The sequence below is a fragment of the bacterium genome (assembly GCA_040753555.1).
In the GTDB taxonomy this organism is placed as follows: domain Bacteria; phylum UBA9089; class UBA9088; order UBA9088; family UBA9088; genus JBFLYE01.
Window position 1 is genome coordinate 1 of sequence record JBFMDZ010000019.1, and the last position, 21553, is coordinate 21553.

At 38.0% G+C, this 21553-nt stretch carries 25 protein-coding genes and 3 tRNA genes; 17 read left to right on the forward strand and 11 right to left on the reverse strand.

The genetic code is table 11. The features are described 5' to 3' along the window. Positions 1-240 precede the first annotated feature (240 nt). The gene (locus AB1630_02955; GenBank protein MEW6102769.1) at positions 241-468 is read left to right on the forward strand and encodes a hypothetical protein; all 228 of its coding nucleotides are present in this window, start codon (positions 241-243) and stop codon (positions 466-468) included. On the opposite strand, the gene mnmG is transcribed toward AB1630_02955, so the two are convergent. From mnmG to AB1630_02975, 4 genes are all read right to left on the reverse strand, one after another. After that, positions 431-2224: a tRNA uridine-5-carboxymethylaminomethyl(34) synthesis enzyme MnmG gene (gene mnmG, locus AB1630_02960; GenBank protein ID MEW6102770.1), complete on the reverse strand. Its 1794-nt coding sequence runs from the start codon at positions 2222-2224 to the stop codon at positions 431-433. The two genes, AB1630_02955 and mnmG, sit on opposite strands and share 38 nt — an antisense overlap. Before the next feature lie 100 nt (positions 2225-2324). Continuing rightward, complete coding sequence (locus AB1630_02965) at positions 2325-2627, reverse strand: hypothetical protein (protein ID MEW6102771.1); 303 nt, start codon at positions 2625-2627, stop codon at positions 2325-2327. Positions 2628-2639: 12 nt separating this feature from the next. Beyond that, complete coding sequence (locus AB1630_02970; GenBank protein ID MEW6102772.1) at positions 2640-2975, reverse strand: hypothetical protein; 336 nt, start codon at positions 2973-2975, stop codon at positions 2640-2642. A 101-nt stretch (positions 2976-3076) separates the two neighbouring features. Beyond that, positions 3077-4330 (reverse strand): alginate export family protein, encoded by a 1254-nt coding sequence (locus tag AB1630_02975; protein MEW6102773.1) that lies wholly within the window; start codon positions 4328-4330, stop codon positions 3077-3079. 271 nt (positions 4331-4601) lie between these two features. On the opposite strand from AB1630_02975, the gene AB1630_02980 reads away from it, so the two are divergent. The 7 genes from AB1630_02980 to rpmF all read left to right on the forward strand — a co-directional run bounded on the left by AB1630_02980 (position 4602) and on the right by rpmF (position 7349). Further along, complete coding sequence (locus AB1630_02980; GenBank protein MEW6102774.1) at positions 4602-4820, forward strand: hypothetical protein; 219 nt, start codon at positions 4602-4604, stop codon at positions 4818-4820. Positions 4821-5014: 194 nt separating this feature from the next. Continuing rightward, positions 5015-5773 (forward strand): 2-C-methyl-D-erythritol 2,4-cyclodiphosphate synthase, encoded by a 759-nt coding sequence (gene ispF / locus AB1630_02985; GenBank protein MEW6102775.1) that lies wholly within the window; start codon positions 5015-5017, stop codon positions 5771-5773. Positions 5774-5776: 3 nt separating this feature from the next. Beyond that, positions 5777-5848 (forward strand) — tRNA-Thr (locus AB1630_02990). Between the two features lie 76 nt (positions 5849-5924). Continuing rightward, positions 5925-6006 (forward strand) — tRNA-Tyr (locus tag AB1630_02995). Positions 6007-6245: 239 nt separating this feature from the next. After that, positions 6246-6318 (forward strand) — tRNA-Gly (locus tag AB1630_03000). A 19-nt stretch (positions 6319-6337) separates the two neighbouring features. Next, positions 6338-7096 (forward strand): slipin family protein, encoded by a 759-nt coding sequence (locus AB1630_03005; GenBank protein MEW6102776.1) that lies wholly within the window; start codon positions 6338-6340, stop codon positions 7094-7096. Further along, positions 7089-7349, forward strand: coding sequence for a 50S ribosomal protein L32 (rpmF, locus tag AB1630_03010; protein ID MEW6102777.1), 261 nt, complete (start codon positions 7089-7091; stop codon positions 7347-7349). Before AB1630_03005 ends, rpmF begins: the two co-directional genes overlap by 8 nt. A 28-nt stretch (positions 7350-7377) precedes the next feature. Here the strand turns inward: rpmF and accD are convergent, their stop codons facing one another. The 7 genes from accD to AB1630_03045 all read right to left on the reverse strand — a co-directional run bounded on the left by accD (position 7378) and on the right by AB1630_03045 (position 14973). Beyond that, positions 7378-8220, reverse strand: a complete 843-nt coding sequence (gene accD, locus AB1630_03015; protein MEW6102778.1) for an acetyl-CoA carboxylase, carboxyltransferase subunit beta — start codon at positions 8218-8220, stop codon at positions 7378-7380. A 95-nt stretch (positions 8221-8315) separates the two neighbouring features. Then, complete coding sequence (locus tag AB1630_03020; protein MEW6102779.1) at positions 8316-10391, reverse strand: PEGA domain-containing protein; 2076 nt, start codon at positions 10389-10391, stop codon at positions 8316-8318. 34 nt (positions 10392-10425) lie between these two features. Next, the gene (trpA, locus tag AB1630_03025) at positions 10426-11211 is read right to left on the reverse strand and encodes a tryptophan synthase subunit alpha (protein MEW6102780.1); all 786 of its coding nucleotides are present in this window, start codon (positions 11209-11211) and stop codon (positions 10426-10428) included. Continuing rightward, positions 11204-12394, reverse strand: a complete 1191-nt coding sequence (gene trpB, locus AB1630_03030; GenBank protein MEW6102781.1) for a tryptophan synthase subunit beta — start codon at positions 12392-12394, stop codon at positions 11204-11206. Before trpB ends, trpA begins: the two co-directional genes overlap by 8 nt. Positions 12395-12406: 12 nt before the next feature. Continuing rightward, a complete protein-coding gene (locus AB1630_03035; protein MEW6102782.1) occupies positions 12407-13012 on the reverse strand; it encodes a phosphoribosylanthranilate isomerase in 606 nt (201 codons plus the stop codon). A 10-nt stretch (positions 13013-13022) separates the two neighbouring features. Then, positions 13023-13427 (reverse strand): hypothetical protein, encoded by a 405-nt coding sequence (locus AB1630_03040; GenBank protein MEW6102783.1) that lies wholly within the window; start codon positions 13425-13427, stop codon positions 13023-13025. 46 nt (positions 13428-13473) lie between these two features. Beyond that, a complete protein-coding gene (locus AB1630_03045) occupies positions 13474-14973 on the reverse strand; it encodes a peptidylprolyl isomerase (protein MEW6102784.1) in 1500 nt (499 codons plus the stop codon). A gap of 106 nt (positions 14974-15079) precedes the next feature. Here AB1630_03045 and AB1630_03050 point away from each other — a divergent pair, with 106 nt between their 5' ends. From AB1630_03050 to AB1630_03090, 9 genes are all read left to right on the forward strand, one after another. Then, on the forward strand, positions 15080-15361 hold the full coding sequence (locus AB1630_03050) for an acylphosphatase (protein MEW6102785.1): 282 nt from the start codon (positions 15080-15082) through the stop codon (positions 15359-15361). Between the two features lie 8 nt (positions 15362-15369). Continuing rightward, positions 15370-16365, forward strand: a complete 996-nt coding sequence (locus AB1630_03055) for a hypothetical protein (GenBank protein ID MEW6102786.1) — start codon at positions 15370-15372, stop codon at positions 16363-16365. Positions 16366-16369: 4 nt separating this feature from the next. Beyond that, positions 16370-17203: a substrate-binding domain-containing protein gene (locus tag AB1630_03060; protein MEW6102787.1), complete on the forward strand. Its 834-nt coding sequence runs from the start codon at positions 16370-16372 to the stop codon at positions 17201-17203. Then, a complete protein-coding gene (locus tag AB1630_03065; protein MEW6102788.1) occupies positions 17200-17892 on the forward strand; it encodes an ABC transporter permease in 693 nt (230 codons plus the stop codon). Before AB1630_03060 ends, AB1630_03065 begins: the two co-directional genes overlap by 4 nt. After that, on the forward strand, positions 17889-18947 hold the full coding sequence (locus tag AB1630_03070; protein MEW6102789.1) for an ABC transporter ATP-binding protein: 1059 nt from the start codon (positions 17889-17891) through the stop codon (positions 18945-18947). Before AB1630_03065 ends, AB1630_03070 begins: the two co-directional genes overlap by 4 nt. A 29-nt stretch (positions 18948-18976) precedes the next feature. Next, a complete protein-coding gene (locus tag AB1630_03075; GenBank protein ID MEW6102790.1) occupies positions 18977-19726 on the forward strand; it encodes a DUF2723 domain-containing protein in 750 nt (249 codons plus the stop codon). A 520-nt stretch (positions 19727-20246) separates the two neighbouring features. Beyond that, on the forward strand, positions 20247-20672 hold the full coding sequence (gene rplM / locus AB1630_03080; GenBank protein MEW6102791.1) for a 50S ribosomal protein L13: 426 nt from the start codon (positions 20247-20249) through the stop codon (positions 20670-20672). Then, on the forward strand, positions 20669-21064 hold the full coding sequence (rpsI, locus tag AB1630_03085; protein MEW6102792.1) for a 30S ribosomal protein S9: 396 nt from the start codon (positions 20669-20671) through the stop codon (positions 21062-21064). The genes rplM and rpsI overlap by 4 nt, the downstream gene beginning before the upstream one ends. Continuing rightward, on the forward strand, positions 21064-21553 hold a 490-nt coding region (locus tag AB1630_03090), incomplete at its 3' end, for a four helix bundle protein (GenBank protein ID MEW6102793.1). The genes rpsI and AB1630_03090, both read left to right, overlap by 1 nt.

Here is a 21553-nt window from a genome sequence, read left to right on the forward strand (position 1 = left end):
AAAGCACAATAAAAATAGAGTTCTCGCTTCGCTAAAGGGGGAAAGGGGGAGGATTATTCTAATATTTTTCAATAACCATAAATTTAAGCCCTATGAAAGGTTTTAGTAAAATTGGGGAATTTCTAGAAAAAAAGCTATCTTTTTGTGATGTGTTTTTGATATAATATATCCTGTTTAGAGGTAATTCTGGACAAAGGTAGCGAAATATAGGAACTTAACCTAGCCTACGCAATTTTCTTTTTGAAGAGGGCGAATATAAGGACAAAAGAGAGCCTTCAGCTTGCCATCTATGGCCTTTCCTGGTATAGGCTATTTGGCAAAATCCCTAAGATCTGTCTCATATTTCTTGAATCAGGGGTAATCGGCGAATATGAGCTATCCTTAAAAGACCTTGATAAAACAGAGGAAAAATATAAAATAGAGGAAGTCATTAAGCCAAAAGGAAGACCCAAGAAGCAAGAAGGATGAAAAAAAGAAATAAATAGAACCGTCCCCTTTTCCCTTTTTCCCTTTTCAAATTCAAATAAAGAAGGATAATGGATATATCAGATGGCCTTATCCCTGGTATTCTCCCTGCCTGACCAATAGAGATTGGTTTTATTTTTGTAAGCTTTTCCTTTGTCTCCTTTGATAGGCTTTTTATTGCTTGATAATCAAAGTTTTCTGGAATTAGTAAATTTTCCCTTTTCTTTAGCTCCTCAATTTCCTTTAAACTCCTCTTTATATAACCATCATATTTTTTATTTATCTCAATCTGCTCTTCTACTTCTTTCAAAAATTTCTCATCTTTAAATTTGCAATTTGCAATTTGCAATTTGCAATCTATCAGCCTTTTCTTCTCCAAAAGCCTTTGATATTGCTCATAGCCTATAAGCCCAATCCTGTATCCTTCCTCCATAAGCCTTATATCTGCATTATCCTGCCTTAACAATAGCCTGTATTCACAGCGTGATGTGAACATCCTGTAGGCTTCACCTGTCCCCTTTGTTGTAAGGTCATCTATTAAAACACCAATGTATGCCCTATCCCTTCCCAATACAATTTGAGGCTTTCCTTTAATGGATAACCCTGCATTTATTCCTGCAATAAGCCCTTGGCTGGCTGCTTCTTCATATCCGGTTGTCCCATTTATCTGGCCTGCAAGGTAAAGCCCGGATATTTCTTTTGTCTCTAATGTTTGCTTAAGTTGGGTAGGATAAACAAAGTCGTACTCAACCGCATAGCCGTATTCTATAATCTTTGCATTCTCTAAGCCTGGGATTGATGATAAAATCTCGCTTTGCACAGGTCTTGGAAGGGATGTTGCGACACCATTTAGATACATAATGTCTGAATTTATGCCATCTGGCTCAATAAAAACCTGGTGTTTATCTTTATCTGGAAACTTAAAGATTTTATCCTCAATGGATGGACAATACCTAACGCCAATTCCCTTTATCTTTCCTTGATATAAAGGCGATAGATGGAGGTTATCCTTTATAATCTTATGCGTCTTTAAATTTGTATAGGTAATAAAGCAAGGAATATTCGGTTTCTCTATTTTCTTTGTTGAAAATGAGAATGGTTTTGGGTTTTTGTCTCCAAATTGCTCCTTTGTCTTTGAATAATTCACGGTTTCCTTATGAATTCTAGGGGATGTTCCTGTTTTTAGCCTTCCTAAAGAAAATCCAAGGCTTTTAAGGTTTTCTGAAAGAAAGTAGCAGGCACCCTCCTGAATCCTTCCACCCTCCCAGGATTCATCTCCAATATGCAAAAGCCCGGAGAGGAATGTGCCTGTTGTAAGAACAATCTTTTTTGCAAAGAATTTTCTTTTATCTGATGTCTCTACACCAATTGCAATTTTATTTTTTACAAGGATTTTTAAAACCTCTCCCTCTTCAACAGGAATTCCTGCCTCCTCTATTTTTTTCTGCCACCACAACCCATACAATTCCCTATCTGCCTGGGCACGCAGAGATTGAACAGCAGGCCCTTTTTTTGTATTTAGCATCCTGAATTGAATACCTGTTTCATCAATGTTTCTTGCCATAAGGCCACCCAATGCATCAATTTCCCTTACCAATTGCCCCTTTCCCAAGCCACCGATTGCAGGGTTGCAAGACATTAAGCCAATTTTTTCTTGAGAAAGGGTTATAAGGAGGGTGGAAAATCCCATATTGTGAGAAGAAAAAAGAGCCTCTAGCCCAGAATGGCCACCGCCAATTACAATGATGTCGTATTTCATAAGGAAGGATTAAGGATTAATAAATCTTTCAATAAACAACTCAATGTTCTTTCTAAATGGATTTTTATTCGCAAATTCTTTTAAGACCTCAATTATCCTTTCAAGCTCTAACAAAGTTTAAGGCCTCCAAAAATCTTCTATATTCCCTTAAATCAGGCTTTCCCTCCTTAAATTCTAAAGGTTTTCTCTTTATATAACTGCCAAACAGGCTTTTAAAACTCCAATACCAGATACAGGCCTTCTCGTAAGATATCTTTACTATAGGATTATCAATTTTCTCCCACTCAATGCCATCATTAAAGAGTATCTCAAGCCAAAGAAGGAATCTTATCCTTTTGTCAGACAAATCAAGTGTATCTCTATCTGTATAGAAAGGAACTACCTTTAGCTTTGAATTTCTCATAGCTAATTGATTTTACAGATTCAAAAGCCCTTTTATTATCTCTGCCATTACAGGGTTCATTAGGGTTAGGGCTATAATCGTAAGGACTATTAGGAAGTTAATCTTCATATTAAGTTTGTCAATCTCTCCTTTAAGTTCTGTCCTTACAACCTGCAAATCAGCCTTTGAGGCAAGCTCTTTTGTTAGTTCATCCCTTAATTCAAGCTTTTTAGAAATGGCAAGAGAAGATGCTTTTTCCTCTATAACATCAAGTCCAACCTCTATAGCAGATGCAACCTTGTCTGCCTCTTCCTTTCCAAGCCTTCCCTCAAGATACTGATATATATCTAGTGCTATTGCCTGTGCCATACAATAAATCTATCATAGAGATATTTATCCTGTCAAGGAAAACAAAAAGGGAAGGATTGTGTCCTTCCCTTTGTCTTAAAAACCCTAACGTCCCTTATCCCTTAAAATTTGGTTAAAAGCTCACACCTTAGCATGGTTGCAGCGTCAGAACCATTGATGAGATCGCCGGGGGAAAATCTTGCATAGGTTCCTGTTATGCTTGTTGTATCAGAATACTTGTAGGAGCAAGAAAGGTCAAGCTCGCTTCCTAAGTTTGTTTTTCCACCCCTTTTTTCAGCGGTTGAGAAGTTGGTGTAGGAGATGCCTAAGGTAATGTTATCAATTGCCTCAGGGGTTATCTGTGCATTGATGTTAAAGTCCTTTCTTCCATTTACCCCGGTCATTGTATTAAATGTGCCTATACCCTGATCGACCAATGCGGCATAGTAGTCAAGGTTAGGGGTAATTCCGGTATAGCTCTTTGAACCAGCAACATTACCTACCATCTCACTACCCGACATCTTAAGGTAGCTTCCCTCAAGAGAGAGCTTGCCTAGCCCTTCAACCTCTGTGGTATAGCCAAGGCATACCCGATATGCATGTGCCTTTATATCAGCATCTCTGGTGTTTTGTGTGCCAGTCTGCCTAGCATACTCTGCTGAGTAATTAAGGGTAGAGGCAATATCAAGTGAACCTGAGACCTTTCCACCAATAACATTGTTCTTCTGATTCAAGGTTTTGTTTGCCATATGAGTAATTGCTCTATACCCATAGCCGGCAAGGTCAATCCCACCCAATAGGTCAAGGTTGATTGAGCCGTTTAAACCCTGGATGTCGGTGTCAGTGTCATTGGCATTACCATTCTCTACTGTCTTTCCACAAATTCCGCTTAAGGATAGGTTCCCCAGCTTCGCACTAGCCTTTTTGGCATCAATGGCATCATACCATAAGACGAGCTCTCTGTTTAGCTCTCCAATCCCCTGTCTTCCTAAGGAAAGGTCAGCCAGACCTGCCACATCGTCAATGGTAAAATAGGCATGGCGAAGGGCAATGTTGTCTTGAAGCTTGTTAAGATTACCTGCTCCTTGGTTTGCCCAATAGGTTGGAGTTCCATCTGCCTTCTGCAAGCAGATATGGGCACCTACCCCATCGGATAGCTCACTGTCTAACCATACCCTTACCCTGTGCTTTACATGGGAATCCTTGTCGTCAGCCAAAGGAGCATTCGTAACATCAAAGTTTTTGAAATCCCCTACATTGTTTATCTCTTCTCCCCTTACCCTGATCTCTCCCTTTACATTAATCTTTGGCATCTTTGCCAAGACTGGTAATGCGACAATCATTATTGCCGCTAAACTTAATAAGGCTTTTTTCATCCTTTTTACCTCCTAAATATAAATTTCCTGTTTTCACAGGTAATATCTTTTTTAATATATAAGCCCTGGCTCTTTCCAAAAAGCAACCACCTCCATTTAGCCAAGATTAGGGCTAAAAATATATATTGACACCATTTTATATATAAATTAAAATTATGTCAAGCATTTTTTTTGGCACAATCCGGTTTTTTGTTTAAAAAAAATTGTTGACAGGTTTTGTGTTTTTTGTTTATCATAATAAATATTTTAAAAAAGGGGGGTGAAATAAAGAATGTTAGTAAGATTGTTATTGGTAATGATAATGGGGATTGGCTTAATCCTTTCCTCTGGTTGTTGTCCTCCAAAAGAGACACCTCCACCAACACCACCAATAGACACAGAAGTACCCGCAGACACAGAAGTACCCGCAGACACAGAAGTACCCGCAGACACAGAAGTACCCGCAGACACAGAAGTACCCGCAGACACAACAAAGCCAGCAGAGCCATAAAAGGAGAAGCTATACCTAAAGAAAAGGTAAAACCTTAAGGTTTAGAGAGAGGAGAAAAAATTCTCCTCTCTTTTTTTATACTGAAATAAAAAAGGGTTTGTTTGAAATTTAATTGATTTTGGTATACTATGTGTTAGCTAACAAATTACTTTTTTGTTGAAAAAAAGGTTGTTATTGGCTATACTATTATAATAATGTATAAAGAAGATTATTATCATATTCTTGGTATTAAAAGGGATGCCTCTTTTGAAGATATAAAGGCAGCTTATAGAAAGCTTGTCAAGGAGCATCATCCTGATAAAGGAAAAGTTTCTCCTGAAAGGATAAAGGAGATAAATGAGGCATATAGTATCTTGAGCAATCATGACAAAAGATTAAGGTATGACCTTCTTAATCCAGTGAATGAAGAGGAATTTGACGAGGATAAGATGAAGGGATTGGAAGAAGACGAGGTTATTCCTGTTGAGCCTGTAAGAATGGGAATAGGTTTTGATACCCATCCTCTGGTCTCCTATAGAAAACTTTTTCTTGGAGGCGTTGAGGTTCCTTATGCCTATGGATTGGCATCACATTCTGATGGCGATGTTCTTTTACATAGCCTATGCGATGCATTGTTTGGGGCTATTGGAGAGGATGATATTGGTCATCACTTTCCAGATACAAATCCAGAGTATAAGGATGCCTCATCCATTATCTTCCTTCAGCAGACATCGGAGATTCTTGCAAAAAGGGGATTTAAGGCAAATAATGTTGATTGTGTTATATTGGCTGAAAAGCCATTGCTTTCTCCTTACATCCCAAAGATGAAGGAGAAAATTAGTAAAATTCTTGAAATTCCGCAGGAGAATGTTGGTGTTAAGGCTACAACCTGTGCGGGATTGGGATATATTGGAAAAAAGGAAGGAATATCTGCTTATGCTATTGCTAGCGTTATTTCAACCAGAAAAAAATAATTTGCTGGTGTAGCTCAGAGGTAGAGCAAGCGCCTTGTAAGCGTTAGGTCAAGAGTTCGACTCTCTTCACCAGCTTAATAAAATGCAAAATGTTTTAGTAAATCCTTACCGTAAGTTTTAAGTTTTGCGTTTTGAATTTTAAGTTTTTAAAGGGCAGGTACCCAAGTGGCTAACGGGGTCAGACTGTAAATCTGATGGCTATGTCTTCGGAGGTTCAAATCCTTCCCTGCCCAAGTCAGGAGTATAAAGTTGGAAAAAAGGATGGAAGGATTTGAAGCCCGAACGAAGTGAGGGCCGACTTCAAGGATTTTGTTAGGCGAAAAACGAACAAGTGTGAGTTTTGAGCCTTAGAAAATCCAGAAGGAAAATCCTTCCCTGCCCAAATAAGTTAAAAGTAAGAAGTGAGAAGTAAGAAGTGAAAAAGGTTTAATGAGAAATATTTACTTCCCATTTTCTACTTCCTATTTCTGATGCGGGGGTAGCTCAGTTGGTAGAGCGTCAGCCTTCCAAGCTGAATGTCGCGAGTTCGAACCTCGTTCCCCGCTTAAAAAGGAGGTGTTCGGAATGAACATATTGTTTACACCAATAGGTGTTGTGGCAGTGTTAATCTTTGTGCTTATCTCTGCCATAAAGGTATTGAGGGAGTATGAGAGAGCTGTCATTTTCCGTTTAGGAAGGCTTGTGGGAGAAAGGGGGCCAGGCTTGATTATCATCCTTCCTGTTATTGAACAGTGGCAAAAGGTTGACACAAGGACAATTACAATGGATATTCCTCCACAAGAGGTAATAACCCAAGATAATGTTACAATAAGGGTTAATGCTGTAGCATATTTCAGGGTGGTTAATCCAAATGAGGCGATAACAAAGGTTATGAACTATACCTATGCAACATCGCAGATAGCACAGACAACCTTAAGGAGCGTGCTTGGCCAGGCTGAGCTTGATGAGCTTCTATCCCAGAGGGAGAAGATAAACCAGAGGCTTCAGGAAATTATTGATAACCAGACAGAGCCTTGGGGGATAAAGGTTTCTGTGGTTGAGGTAAAGGATGTTGAGCTACCTGAAGCAATGAAGAGGGCTATGGCGAAACAGGCAGAGGCAGAGAGGGAAAAGAGGGCAAAGATAATCCATGCCGAGGGAGAATTCCAGGCAGCAGAAAGGCTTACCGCAGCTGCTGAGACAATATCAAGGATTCCATCAGCAATACAATTAAGGTTCCTCCAGACATTAACAGAGATTTCAACAGAGAAGACATCAACGATTATCTTCCCTGTTCCAATAGATATGTTAAAATCATTAGTTAAAGGAGAGAAAAATGGCTAATCCAAAGCGTAGATTTTCTAACTCTAGGACAGCAAAGAGGCATTCTGCATGGAAGCTTTCTTCCCCTTCTATTTCTCTTTGTCCACAATGCAGGCATCCGAAACTTCCCCATAGGGTATGTACAAATTGTGGGTTTTACAACAATTCACTAACCCTTTCAATGGCAAAAAAGGAATTTAGACAACAGAGGAAAGAGAAAAAAAGAAAAGAGGCAGCAGGAGCACCACCAGAGAAGGAAGAGAAGAAGGAATAAAAAGGAAAAAAATTATTCTTTTCTTTTTTTAAGAAAAGAAGGAGAGGAGGGAAGAAAGCCTTTTTTTTAAATCCTTTCTTTCTGTAATCATATCAATAATTCCATGGGAAAGGAGAAACTCAGACCTCTGGAAACCATCTGGAAGCCTTTGTCTAATTGTCTGCTCTATAACCCTAGGACCTGCAAAGCCAATTAATGCCTTTGGTTCGGCAATAATAACATCGCCAAGGAATGCAAATGATGCAGAAACGCCTCCTGTTGTTGGGTCGGTTAAGACAGAGATAAAAAAACCACCCCTTTTTTTAAAAACAGAGATGACACCCGCTGTTTTTGCCATTTGAAAAAGGGAAACCATACCCTCCTGCATCCTTGCACCACCAGAGCTAGAAAAAATTATTAGGGGAGAAGAAAGCTCTATAGCCTTCTCTGTAAGCAAGGCTATCTTTTCGCCAACAACAGAGCCCATGCTCCCTCCCATAAATGAAAAATCCATTATAGCAATGGCTACAGGGTGGCCATCTATCTTTCCAAAGCCACAAACAATAGCATCAGAAAGCCCTGTTTCCTTTTCTGCGCTCTTAAGCCTCTCTTCATAGGGCTTTATATCCTTAAATCTTAAGAAATCACAAGGTGATATATCAGAAAAATCCTCCTTGAATGATTTTTTATCAATGGTTATTTTTATTCTATCCTTTGCTTTTAACCTGAAATGGAAATTGCATTTTGGACAGACAGAGAGGTTTCTTTCAAGCTCGTTTTTATAGAGCAAGGTAGAACAGCCATCGCATTTTATCCAAAGCTCATTTGGAGGGTTAATCTCCTGCGGCTTGAATGCAAGGGTTGTGTACTTTGGTTTTCTAAAAAATGCCATTGTAAGAGTCTAAAGAGTCTTGGAGTCTAAGAGTCTGGAGTCTTAAGGGTTGTAATTTTAGGACTCTCTGACTCCTGACTCTCTGACTCATACGGTCATTTAGAAAGAGAAAAGTTAAAAAAGTTTGTTGTCTCAGCGCTCACTATTATCTCTTTCTCAGCCTCCTTAAATCCAGAAAGGCTTGCTTTTAATGTGTGCCTTCCTGGGCTAATAACAAATTCCCTGATAGGTGTTTTTCCTATTAGCCTTCCATCAAGGAATATATCAGCCTGCGATGGAATTGATGTAATAAAGCAATATCCAGAGCCTCCTCCTAGAGGTTGCTGTTTTGGTTTTTCTTTTATTACAGGAGGAAATTCTCTTTTTAGATAAGGCTCTTCTGGAAAAGAAGGGACAACAGGTGCTTCTACCTTTACTTTTTCTTTAAAACTTTCAATTGCCCTTTTAAGCTCAAGGATAGAAGCTGATTCTATTGTTTTTTCCTCCCTTTTTACAGGCACAGAAGGAACAATCCATTTTTCTTCCTTTATTTTATATGGAATAACCCCCTTTTCTTCCCTCTGACTTCCGACTCCCTGACTTTCTGACTCCCGACTCTCTGACTCCCGACTCTCTGACCCTCTGACCCTCTGATCCTCTGACCCTCTGACCCTCTGACCCTCTGTCTTCTTCAAGGACGCTATTACCTTTGTTCTCTGATTTGGCTCAACAAATGTTACACCATTCCAATCAAAGTAGCCATTTTTCCTTATTGTTATCCTAAAGGGTTTCCAGGGAGATATTTCCTTAAGGATAAGGGGTGTTTTTCCACAATCCCTATTATTAACTAAAACACAACCTCCCCTTGGAATTGAATCAATAAAGATGCTTCCTAAAATTGGTGTAAGGCAAACAGAAATTTCTCTTACCTCTTCTGGCTTTATTTCTATTATCTTTGCAAATTTAGAAAAACCATCCTTTTGCACCCTTATTGAATGTGTGCCTGATAAAAAAAGGTAAGGCATCTTGGCTATCCTGGCTCCATCAATATATACCAGAGCATCTTTAGGCTCTGTTCTTACGATGAGGGTTGCTGTGCCAACAATTACCTCTTTTTCCTCAAGTCTTATCTCTGGCTCAAGGTTTGGTGTAATATCTATGGGTTTCCTTGATGTAACACTAACAACACTTATATAGGGCTTAAAACCCTCTTTTTCTATTCTAATATTATGGTCGCCAGAAGAAAGCTTCTTAATGGTAATAGGTGTTTTTCCCTTAACAATATCATCAACAAATAAATCGCATTCAGATGGATTTGAGCTTACCCTGAGATCACAGGATGGTTTTAAGAGCTTATTGACTACATTAAGATTGACAAGGTTTATAACGGGTTTTAAATAATTTTTCCCAAAATAGACCCCTCCTCCTATTATTCCACCAAGGAGGCAGCCAATAAGGACAATCTTAATAAGCCTTAAGTCTTTCTTTGTTTTCTTTGGACGCTTTTCTAATATTTCTTCCTCCTCTGATACCTCTGGAATTTCTGCAAATTCCTCTTCCTCCTCTTCCTCTACCTTGACAGGCTCTTTTGGTAAAGAAACGCCTTTTTCTTCTTCTTCTAATTTTGCAAGGATTTCTTCTATCTTTTCATCAGAAGGCCTTATTTCTTCTTTTGCCTTTTCTGGATATGTTTCTGCTAGAGATTCTTCAAATTGAGGTAAAGGAGGTTTTTCTTCTGCCAATGGAACCTCAAATGTTGATGCAGGGGGTTCTTCAGGCTCCTCAAATTGAGGTAAGGATGGCTCTTTTTCTGGTAATACTACCTCAAAATCTAATGGAGAAGGTTTCTCTCCTGGTGCTTCAAAAGGCTTTTCTACTAAAGGTTCCTCATAAGTTGGCATATAAGGCTCTTTTTTGGGCACTTCAAAGGTTGATAAAGGTTCTTCTTTTTCTGCTGATGGTACTTCGTAAGTTGGAAAATAAGGCTCTTCTTCTTTAGTCTCCTCAAACACAGACAAAGAAGGCTCTTTTTCTGTTAATGGTGCCTCGTAAGTCGGTGCAGGGGGCTCTTCCTTTGGCTCTTCGTAGATGGAAGATGGTTCTTCTGCTTTTTTCCCTTCCTCCTCCATCCCCCTTAAAAACTCTCGGGCAAGCCTTTCTACTACATCCTCTTCCTTTTTTTCTTCTTCCATTTTAAGACATTATAATTTTAAAAATAATTTTTGTCTAGGAATTTTTTATTGACTCTAAAACAGAGGAAACAAAAGGAATAACTGTCTTATCACAAGAGCTTGGATTTTTTGCAATTAAAGAAACAATCTTTGAACCAATGATTATTCCATCTGCCACATCTTTTATCTCTTTTGCATGAGAAGGCTCTGATATTCCAAATCCAACACAAATAGGCTTATTACAAAGCCTTTTTACCCTCAAAATCTCATTTTTAAGGCTTTTTGAGAGACCTTCTCTTATCCCTGTTACACCAAGAAGGGAAACATAATAGATAAACCCGGATGATTCTTTACAGGTCATCTTTATCCTTTTTTCTGTGCTGGTTGGTGCAAGAAGATAAATCAAACAAATGTCATTTTTTAATAACAATTTCTTAAGACCATACCCCTCCTCTGGTGGAAGGTCTGGAACAATTAAGCCATCAATCCCGGCAGATTTTGCATCATCGGCAAAATTAGAAAGCCCATATCTATAGATAGGGTTATAATAGCTTAAAAAAACTATTGGAATTTCTGTTTTTTTTCTTAAATTTCCAACAAAAGAGATTGCCTTTCTTAATGACATCCCCTGTTTTAATGCCCTATTACAAGCGCTCTGGATTACTGGCCCATCAGCAATAGGGTCTGAAAATGGAATACCAAGCTCAATAATATCACATCCAGCAGATTCCAAAGACAAAATAAGCCTTTCTGTCCATTCCAATGATGGATCCCCGCAAGTAATGTATGGAATAAGCAAAGGCCTTTTCCTCTCCTTAAATGCCCTTTCTATTCTATTCATCCTCACTTTTGACTTTTGACTTTTGACTTTTGACTTTTTCTGCCACTTCCTCCACATCCTTATCACCCCTTCCCGAAAGATTTATAATAATAATTTTATCCTTTAAAAGACCTGGAGCAATCTTCGCACAATAGGCAATCGCGTGAGCAGATTCTAATGCGGGAAGTATTATCTCTGTTTGTGCAAGAAGAAAAAATCCATCCAGAGCCTCTTTGTCATTTATAACAACATATTCTGCCCTATTTTTTTCTTTATAAAAGCTATGCTCAGGCCCTACACCTGGATAATCAAGGCCAGCGGCAATTGAATGTGTCTCTTTAATTTGGCCATCTTTATCCTGGAGGAGGTATGAAAGACATCCATGTAATACGCCCCTTTCACCCTTACACAAAGATGCTGCACCAATTGCCTCAACACCAATAAATTTAACATCGCTGTTATAAAATGGATAAAATATACCAATTGCATTAGAGCCTCCACCAACACAGGCAATAAGGTAATCTGGAAGCCTTCCCTCTTGTTTTAAAATCTGCTTTTTTGCCTCAATTCCAATTACTTTCTGAAAATCCCTAACCATCATAGGATATGGATGTGGGCCTACAACAGAGCCAAGCACATAATAGGTATCTTTGACATTAGAGACCCAATCCCTCAATGCCTCATTTATAGCATCCTTAAGGGTTTTAGAGCCTGAATCTACCGGATTTACCTTTGCACCAAGCAGCTCCATTCTTATGACATTAAGCCTTTGCCTTCTTATATCCTCACATCCCATATAGACCTCGCATTTTAAGCCAAGCATAGCAGATGCTGCTGCTGTTGCAATTCCATGTTGACCTGCACCTGTTTCAGCTATTATCCTTTCCTTTCCCATATATTTTGCAAGCAAAACTTGAGCAACTGTGTTGTTTATCTTGTGTGCTCCTGTATGACAAAGGTCTTCCCTCTTTAAGTATATTTTTGCACCACCCAGCTTTTTTGTAAGCTTCTCTGCAAAATATAATGGCGTTGGCCTTCCTACATAAACCGAAAGCAACCTTTTTAACTCAGTTTGAAATCCTTTATCTTTTTTTGCCTTATTATATGCCTTAAGAAGCTCATCCAGAGCAAAGATAAGGGTCTCTGGAATAAACCTTCCGCCGAAGCCATTGAAATATCCTTTTTTATTGGGAAGCTTTTGCATTTTTATAAAATCTTACCGCAATTTTGCATTTTGATTTTTGAGTTTTGCATTTCGGACAAATTCCTCCATCTTCTTGTGGTCTTTTTTTCCTGGGTATTCCTCTATCCCTGAGCTTACATCCACCCCATAGGGAGAGACAATCCTAATTGCCTCCTTGATATTTTCTGGATTAAGCCCACCTGATAAAATAACCCTTCCCTTTTTTGCCAATTGCTTTGCAATACTTAGCTCATATGGTTTTTCTTTTTTATCAAGCAGCCAGGTTATCCCTTTGTATCCCTCTATTTTTTCTATATCTTTATCGCCTTCTATTCTGAATGCCTTGATAACCCTTGGAAACTCAAGGCAATATGAAAATGGCTCACTTCCATGGAGCTGGACAATGTCTATGCCGCAATATTCTCTAATTTTCTTTATTTCTTTAATCTTGGCATCAACAAAGACACCTGCTACGCTGATAAAGGGAGGAATATCTTTTATTATTTGCCTTGCTTTATCTGGCTCTATAAACCTTTTGGAGCCTTCATAGAATATAAAACCCAATGCATCAATACCCAATCTTATGGCAATCTCTACATCCTCCTTTTCTCTTAACCCACATATCTTAATCTTTGGCATTCAATAAATATCAGCAAAGGGGAAGAAGTGGATTGTTGGGCGAACGGGGATTAGGAACAAGCCTTTTCTCAATAGGAGAAATATGCCAATCCATTTCTTCTAAGGGAACAGCGCCAAGAAGGGGTTGTGTTCCATAGGGAAGCTCTATAACCCTAACTTGAGAAATACGGCCTTCTACCTCAACCTCTGCAATACCAAAAACCCTGTACTCATGTTGACCACCATCGGCGGTAAATACTTTAACCTTACCAAGTTCCTCAAGATTCAAGACCTCAAGAAGATCAGCAGGAAGTGCTAATTCAGCTGCCCCAGAATCAACAATTGCTTCACAAGAAACCTCCTTCCCCTGCCTTTCTGGTGGCAGAAACCGATTTTGCCAATTCTTAACCTTTATTGGAACAGAAAATACACCCATTAAAGACATTATAAATAAATTTTACTAGATTTTTCAAGTATTTTAGCTATGTGGCATAAGATTTCGCTACCTTTACCTTTCCTTTTTTCTTAAGCCAATCATACCAATCACCTAATATTCTATCCCTCTTTTTAGATAATGCATAAACCATTATTTCCTTATATTCATCCTTAAAACGGCTCATCTGGGGGGCCAAAAATTTATTAACCCTGATGATATGAAATCCAAACCCTGTCTTGGTTACGGTTGATACCTCCCCCTCTTTTGCTTTAAAGATAACCTCAGAAAGCTCAGGGGCAATAAACCTTCCATAGGCTACCTCACTATTCAATTTTTCAAGCAAATCCCTGTTTTCCTTTGTATCAGTTCCCGAAAGAACAAGCTTTGGGATTATTCCAATTCTTCCTTGATACCTTTTTGAAGAGCTACCATTGGAATAAAGGGAAACACCCTGTTCAAATGTTAGTGTTCCCTTTTTTATCTTTTCTAAAACAAGGTCTGCTTGCTTTGAGGCACTTCCCACAGCATCGTCCTCGTTCCTTAACTCCTTTCTTATTTCTTCCTCTGCCTCTTTCAGGGTCTTTGGAACATCGGGCTTTTTCTCCTCGCATTTTATGATATGATAGCCAAATTTTGTCTTTACAATGTCGGATATCTTTCCAGGCTCTAAGGCATAAGCTGCCTTTTCAAAATCCCTGTCCATCCTTCCTGGGCCAAAAAATCCTAAGTCTCCACCGTTAACCTTTGATGGGCAATCCGAGTTATTCTTTGCAAGCTCTGCGAAATCAGCACCACCCCTTAGCTGTTGCATAATGGAGGAAATCCTATTTTTAGCTGCATCGTCCTGTTCCTTTGTTGGCTTTGGAGGAACAAAAACAAGGATATGCCGAACCCTTATATCTCCTGGCTTTTTGTAATTATCCTTAAATTCATCGTATTGCTCCTTTATTCTCTTTTGTGAAACATAGGATGCAGGGTCAATAAGGATATGGGAAACATCAGCTTGTTTATAATTATCATCAAAAAACTCTCTGATTTCAAGGCCTGTAACATCAATAGGATCTGTTACAATGGCTTCCATCTTTGATATTAAAAGCTCATCCCTTACTTCGTTCTCTTTGTATCTCCAATATGCTGAATTCCAAACCTTTCTTGCCTGCTGATATGTTGCATCATCCTGAAATGAAAGCCTCATTGCCTGAATTACCTCTTTGTCTGTTACAGAAAGACCCATTTTCTTTGCCTCTTTAAATAAAAGCTTTCTCTTAATAACCTCATCCAATGCCCTTTTATCAAGGTCTGGAATCATAGACTCATCAAAATCCTTAAACCTTTGTTTATACCTCTCTACTATCCTGCCTTTTGATTCCCTATGCTCTATCTCTGTAATTTCCTTTCCATCTATTGAGCCATACAAAGGCTCTTCGCTTTTATATTGAGAGCCTAAATTCTTCATCCCCCAGCTTATGAATATTGTTCCAATAATAAAGCTTATCATCAAAACCCAAAATATTGGTTTTGCCTTTCTTCTTAATACCCTTATCATAGCCTAAAGATTACTTTTATAATGCCTCTATGTCAAGAGTTTCTTTTGCTAAACACATACACATTGAAATAAAGAGAAAAAAGATGATATAATAATTTAAATACAGATGAAAATATCTTGTCATCTTCTTATTTCTGGTTCTGTCCAGGGGGTATTCTTTAGAGCAAATACAAGGGATATTGCAAATTCCCTTTTTCTTTCTGGATGGGTAAAAAACCTTCCTGATGGGAAGGTTGAGGTAATGGCAAGTGGAGAAAAGGAAAATATTGAAAAGCTTATAGAGTGGTGCAAAAAGGGGCCAAGGGGTGCAGATGTTTCTAATGTGGAAATAGAATATGGGGATTCTATAGATGAATTTAAAGGGTTTCAAATAATATATTTTAGATAGTGCGTGAATTGATGGTGCTAATTGTTCTTTTTTTACCTCTTATTATAGAGGCGTTTTATGCTCCTGTTAACTGGATAAACGACATTTTATCTTCTAAAAAAGAAAGCTCTATCTATGTTGCAACTTTTGAGGGCGTCTATAAAAGCAGGGATTTTGGAAATTCTTTTAAACAAATCAACAACGGCTTTTTTAACCTTCATATCAACTCAATTGAGATGGATAAAGATGGTAGGGTTTATGCAGGATGTGACGATGGGCTATATCTTTTAAAAAATGAGAGGTGGGAAAAGATTAAAGATGTAGCATTTGTAAGAAAAATCTTAATTTTAAATAAAACAGTTTTTATTACAACAGAGATTGGTAAGGTATTAAGGAACAATGGGAAATCCTGGGATACTGTTATTAGTCTTAAATCGCCGATTACAGGGATTGCCTCCTCTGACAAAATACTCTATGTTTCCTCATACAATGATGGAATCTATAAAAGTTGTGATTGTGGGAAAAATTGGAAAAGGCTTGAATTTGAGGGTAAAAGGATATGGGATATTCTTCCCGACAAAAACTCCCTTTTTGTTGCAAGTGAAGAAGGGCTTTTTAAAGGCTCTAATACCTGGAAGGCTTTGAATTATGGTCTTACAACAAAAGACATTAGGGTTATTAAAAAAGACAAAAATATCCTCTATCTTGGCTCATATATCGGTGGTTTCTTTATAAGCTATGACAATGGAGGTAAATGGTATCCAGCAAATACAAGGCTTTTTAATACAAATATAAGGGATATTGAAATATTACAAGATAAAATTTATCTTGCAACAGAAAATGGCATTTACAAAACAGATAATAAAGGGCAATCATTCAAAAGGCTTTCAAATGGCCTTGTTTATCTATCTCAACCCCCTCCATCCAAAAGCCCTGATGATATAAGAAAAAGAAAGGAGAAGCTGGGAATAAAGCCACCTTCAAAAGAAGGAGAAGCTGCAGGGGGACATGGCGGAGGACATTAGGTTTTTGAAAAGAAAAATAGCAATTTTTACTGGGATGTTTCTTACCTGCCTTTTGCAATTGTTTCTTACATCAGACACAATTGTTCAAGAAGACAAGCCTATCCTTCTAGCAACAACCACCAGCGTGCAGGATACTGGATTACTTGAGGTGCTGGTGGATGGATTTATGAAAAAGACAGGGTTGACAGTAAAAGCCATTGCTGTTGGAACAGGCCAGGCACTCCAATTGGGTAAAAACGGCGAGGTTGATATCTTGTGGGTGCACAGCCCAGACGATGAGATAGAGTTTGTTAAGAATGGCTATGGATTAGAGAGAACTACCTTTATGCACAATGATTTTGTTGTTTTAGGACCAAAAAATGACCCAGCAAAAATCAAAGGACTAAAAACAGCCACAAAAGTATTTAAACGGATTGCTTGTGCTAATGTTTTGTTTGTCTCTAGGGGAGACAATTCCGGCACGCATAAAAAAGAGAAGAAGCTCTGGCAGGCTGTTGGCAAACTTCCCAATAAAAAATGTTATATTGAAGCAGGACAGGGTATGGCAGCTACTCTTAATATAGCCAATCAGAAGCTTGCTTACTGCCTGACAGACAGGTCTACCTATTTAACCTTAAAAAAGTCTCTGGATTTAGTTGTGCTTTTTGAAGGTGATAAGACATTGTTTAACTATTACAGCTTGATTTTGGTAAATCCTGAAAGATTCAAGGGTGTGAATGCACAAGGGACAAGAAAATTTTTTGATTACCTCCTTTCTAATGAAACAAGGGATATTGTGGAAAACTTTGGCAAGGATAAATTTGGCAAGCAGATTTTTTATTGGGACTTAAGCCGATGATTTACATTTTTGAGGGATTTAAAAAAGCAATTTTTTTGCTTCTTAATTTAAACCCAGAGATTTTAGAGATTATACGGCTTTCTTTGCTTGTCTCCATTGCAAGCACTATTGTGGCGATTATCATTGGACTACCACTAGGAAGCGTTATTGCCCTTAACCGTTTCCACGGTAAAAAATTAGTCATTGCTTCTATAAATACCGGCATGGGATTGCCTCCTGTTGTTGTTGGGCTTTTGGTAGCACTCATCCTTTTTCGTAATGGTCCCTTGGGTTTTTTGGGATGGCTCTATACTGTTAAGGGGATGATTATTGCTCAGGTGATTATTGCTACACCAATTATTACAGGATTGTCTATGGCGGCTGTTCAGAGTGTTGATGTAAAATTTTATCAGCAGGTAATAGCATTGGGGGCAAATAAGGTACAAAGAGTCTGGGTAGTATTTAAGGAAATAAAGCTATCATTATTAGCCGCTATTGTGGCTGGTTTTGGAAGCGTTATCTCTGAAGTTGGAGCAGTAATGATGGTAGGAGGCAATATCAAAGGACAAACCAGGGTTTTAACCACAGCCACAGTCCTAGAAACAAATATGGGAAATTTTGATATAGCTATTGCCTTAGGCTTGATTTTACTATTGATAAGTTTTATGGTAAATGCTACTTTAACCTTAATCCAGCAAAGAAGATTGTGATTAAAATTAAGGACTTATATTTAGAATTCCCCGGCCGATTGCAACTTAAGATTAATCATTTTGAAATTCCAGAGGGGACATTATTTGGGTTTATTGGACCAAATGGGTCTGGCAAAAGCACCTTATTAAACATTCTCTCCTTGTTTCAAAAGCCAGATAAAGGATATGTAGAGGTTTTTGGTAAGAATATTTTAAGCCTAAAAAATCCCCTTCCATATCGTAGACGGCTCTCTTTTGTTTTATCTCAACCTTACCTCCTTAAGGACACTGTCTACAATAATGTCAGGTTACCTCTTGTCTTTCGCGGTATTAGCGATAATGCTCGGGTTAAAGAGATGCTAGAGCTGTTTAAAATTACACATCTTTTAAAACATAAAGCCTTGAGCCTTTCGCAGGGCGAAATGGATCGTGTTTGTTTAGCCCGCGCTTTAGTAACACAACCAGAATTGCTTTTACTGGATGAACCCTTTTCAAGTTTAGACCAACAATACAAGTATAGCCTACTTCAAGAGCTAAGAAACATTATTAAAGCCAATAAAATCACTACTATTTTAGTTACCCAAGACCAAAACGAGGCTTTGTTTCTGGCTGATATTATTGGGGTGATAAAAGGGGGCAGGATTTTACAGACAGGTAAGCCACAAAATGTTTTTACACAGCCTGTTTCAAAAGAGGTGGCTGATTTTATAGGAATAGAAGCAATTGCCGAGGGATTGATTATTGATAAAGAGGGCAGCCTTTGTTTTGTCAAAGTAAATGACAGGGTTATTGAAGTGGTTTCAGAATATGACATTGGCAGTAATGTATTTGTTTGTATAAGGCCTGAAAATATTGTCATATCAAGGCAACTAACCCTAACAAGCGAGCGCAATCATTTTAAAGCGGTAATTACTAGCATTGAAGCTATAAGATTGGAGTATAAAGTAAATTTAGAATGCGGTTTTAACCTGGTTGCTTTTGTAACCAGACGCTCAATTGAAAACCTCAACTTAAAGCCAGGCGAGGATGTCTTTGTTTCCTTTAAGGCTACGGCAGTCCATCTTATAAAGAGGTGATTGTGTTAAAATCGGTATAATCTTAATTGATGGGTAAAAGAAATGATGAAGTAACAAGCCAGTTTAAGACAATAGATTATATCTTTGGCATTTTTTGTTTCTTTGTTTCTTTTGGTGTTTATTTTCATACCTTAACACCAACCGTTGGCTTCCATGATTCAGGTGAGCTTATCAGCGTTGCTTACACATTAGGCATTGCCCATCCCCCAGGGTATCCACTTTATACATTATTTGGCAAGCTCTGGACAACCCTAATTCCTATTGGAAACATTGCCTTCAGGATGAATATGGAATCAGCCCTATTTGCCTCTTTGGCTTGTATGATGGTCTATTTCATCACCTTAAGGCTTACATCCTTAATTATTCCTTCCATTGTGGCAAGTCTAACCCTTGCCTTCTCCCTAACCTTCTGGGAACAGGCGGTAATTTCCGAAAAATACACCCTAAATGCTTTCTTTGCCACCCTAATTATCTTTATCTTACTTAAATGGGAAGACAAAATCAGAAATCAGAAATCAGAAATCAGAAATCTCTATCTCTTTTCTTTCATATTAGGCTTAAGCTTTACCCATCACTTTCAGACAATATACCTTGTTCCAGCAAGTGTTTTTTTCATCCTGGCTGTTTTCTGGAAAAATAGAAAAAAATTCAAAACTCAAAGTCCAAAGCTCAAAACTATTTTCCATTTTCGTATATGTTTAGCTGTTTTTATCAGTTTGAACAATTTAAAATCCCAATGCCCAATGACAAATAAAATCCCAATGACCAAATCCCAATGACAAACAAAATCCCAAATCCCAATGACCAATGCTTAAAATTTGTATGTGTTTAGCTCCTACATAAAAAGTATCAATTTTTAATAAATCCTAAATTCAAAATCCTAAATCCTAAACAATATCAAAATCCAAATGTTCAAAATCCAAAACATCGGCCATTGTTTTGGTCATTTGGATTTTGTGCTTTGAATTTGTTTAGAATTTTGTGCTTATGTATTTAGAATTTTATAATATCTTCTTTCCTAACTTAAGGATACATTAAGCATTAGCTAAACACGTACTAAAATTTGATATTGGACATTGAGTCATTGGACATTTATTGGACATTTGGATTTGGAAATTGGACATTTTTAGTTCGTGCTTTAGATTTAAAATTTGAGCTAAACACATACTTACACTTTATTGTTCAACCTCATTTGTCAAGTTAGAGGAGGATAGTTGCAAATTTGAGTTATTTCGGTATAACACACACTAAATTTTTAATTGACATACCCTTAACTCCTTAAATATAATTATAAGAAATATGAAGACATATTTTGAAAAGAAGGAAAATAAAGAGAGGGATTGGTTTATTATTGATGCCTCTGATAAGATACTTGGTAAGGTGGCAACAAAGGTTTCCAAAATCCTTCTTGGAAAACAAAAACCAGAATGGACACCAAATATTGACAATGGAGACGCTGTTATTGTTTTGAATGCAGAGCATGTTAAGGTCTCTGGAAAAAAGGAGGCTGGTAAGCTGTATAGAAAGCATTCTGGCTATCCTGGTGGTCTTAAAACATTAAGCTTCAAGGAACTTAAGGCAAAGAATCCTTGTAAAATAATTGAGCTTTCAGTTTGGGGGATGCTTCCTAAAAATATCACAGGAAGAAGGATGATAAGAAGGCTTAAGGTATATAAAGATGGAATTCATCCACATCTTACCCAAAAACCATTGGAGATTAGATGACAGAGCAAATTCAAGCAAGTGGAAAGAGAAAGGAGGCAGGAGCGAGGGTAAGGCTTATCCCTGGTAGCGGGAAGGTAATAATCAACAAGAGGGATTTTAATACATACTTTGGTGGAAGGGCAAAAAGGTTTGAATCTTTTGTCTTTGCACCATTCTATGCCACGCAAACCTGCGGGAAATTTGATTGTTTTGTAAATATTAAAGGTGGTGGCATATCTGGCCAGGCTGGAGCAATAAGAGAGGGTTTAGCAAGGGCATTGGCAAAAAAGAATGAGGAATTAAAGCCCATCCTTAATAAAACAGGTCTTCTTAAAAGGGATACAAGAATTCACGAGAGAAAGAAATATGGCCTCTATGGAAGGAGAAGAAGGTTTCAATTCTCAAAAAGGTAATGGGTCAGAGGGTCAAGGGGAAAATTGAGAAATTTGAGGATATTCGGGCTTGGCAGAAGGCAAGAGAATTAACAAATAAAATTTATAAAATTACAAAAAATTCACATTTCACTAAAGATTTTAGTTTAAAAAACCAATTAAGAAATTCTGCAATCTCAATAATGGCAAATATTGCTGAAGGATTTGCAAGGCGCACCGATAAAGAATTCATAAATTTTCTTGGTATAACTCATGCTTCAGTCGCAGAACTCCAATCGCATCTCTATGTAACATTTGATGAAAAATATATTTCAGAAGAGGAGTTTCAAAATATATATGTCAGTGCAGAAGAGGTATCGCGACTTATCCAAGGTTTTTCAAATTATCTAAGAAATTCCCAACCTTTAGACTCCCAGACTCCAGACTCCCAGACTCCAGACTCCCAGACTCCAGACTCCCAGACTCCAGACTCCCAGACTCCAGACTCCCAGACTCCAGACTCCCAGACTC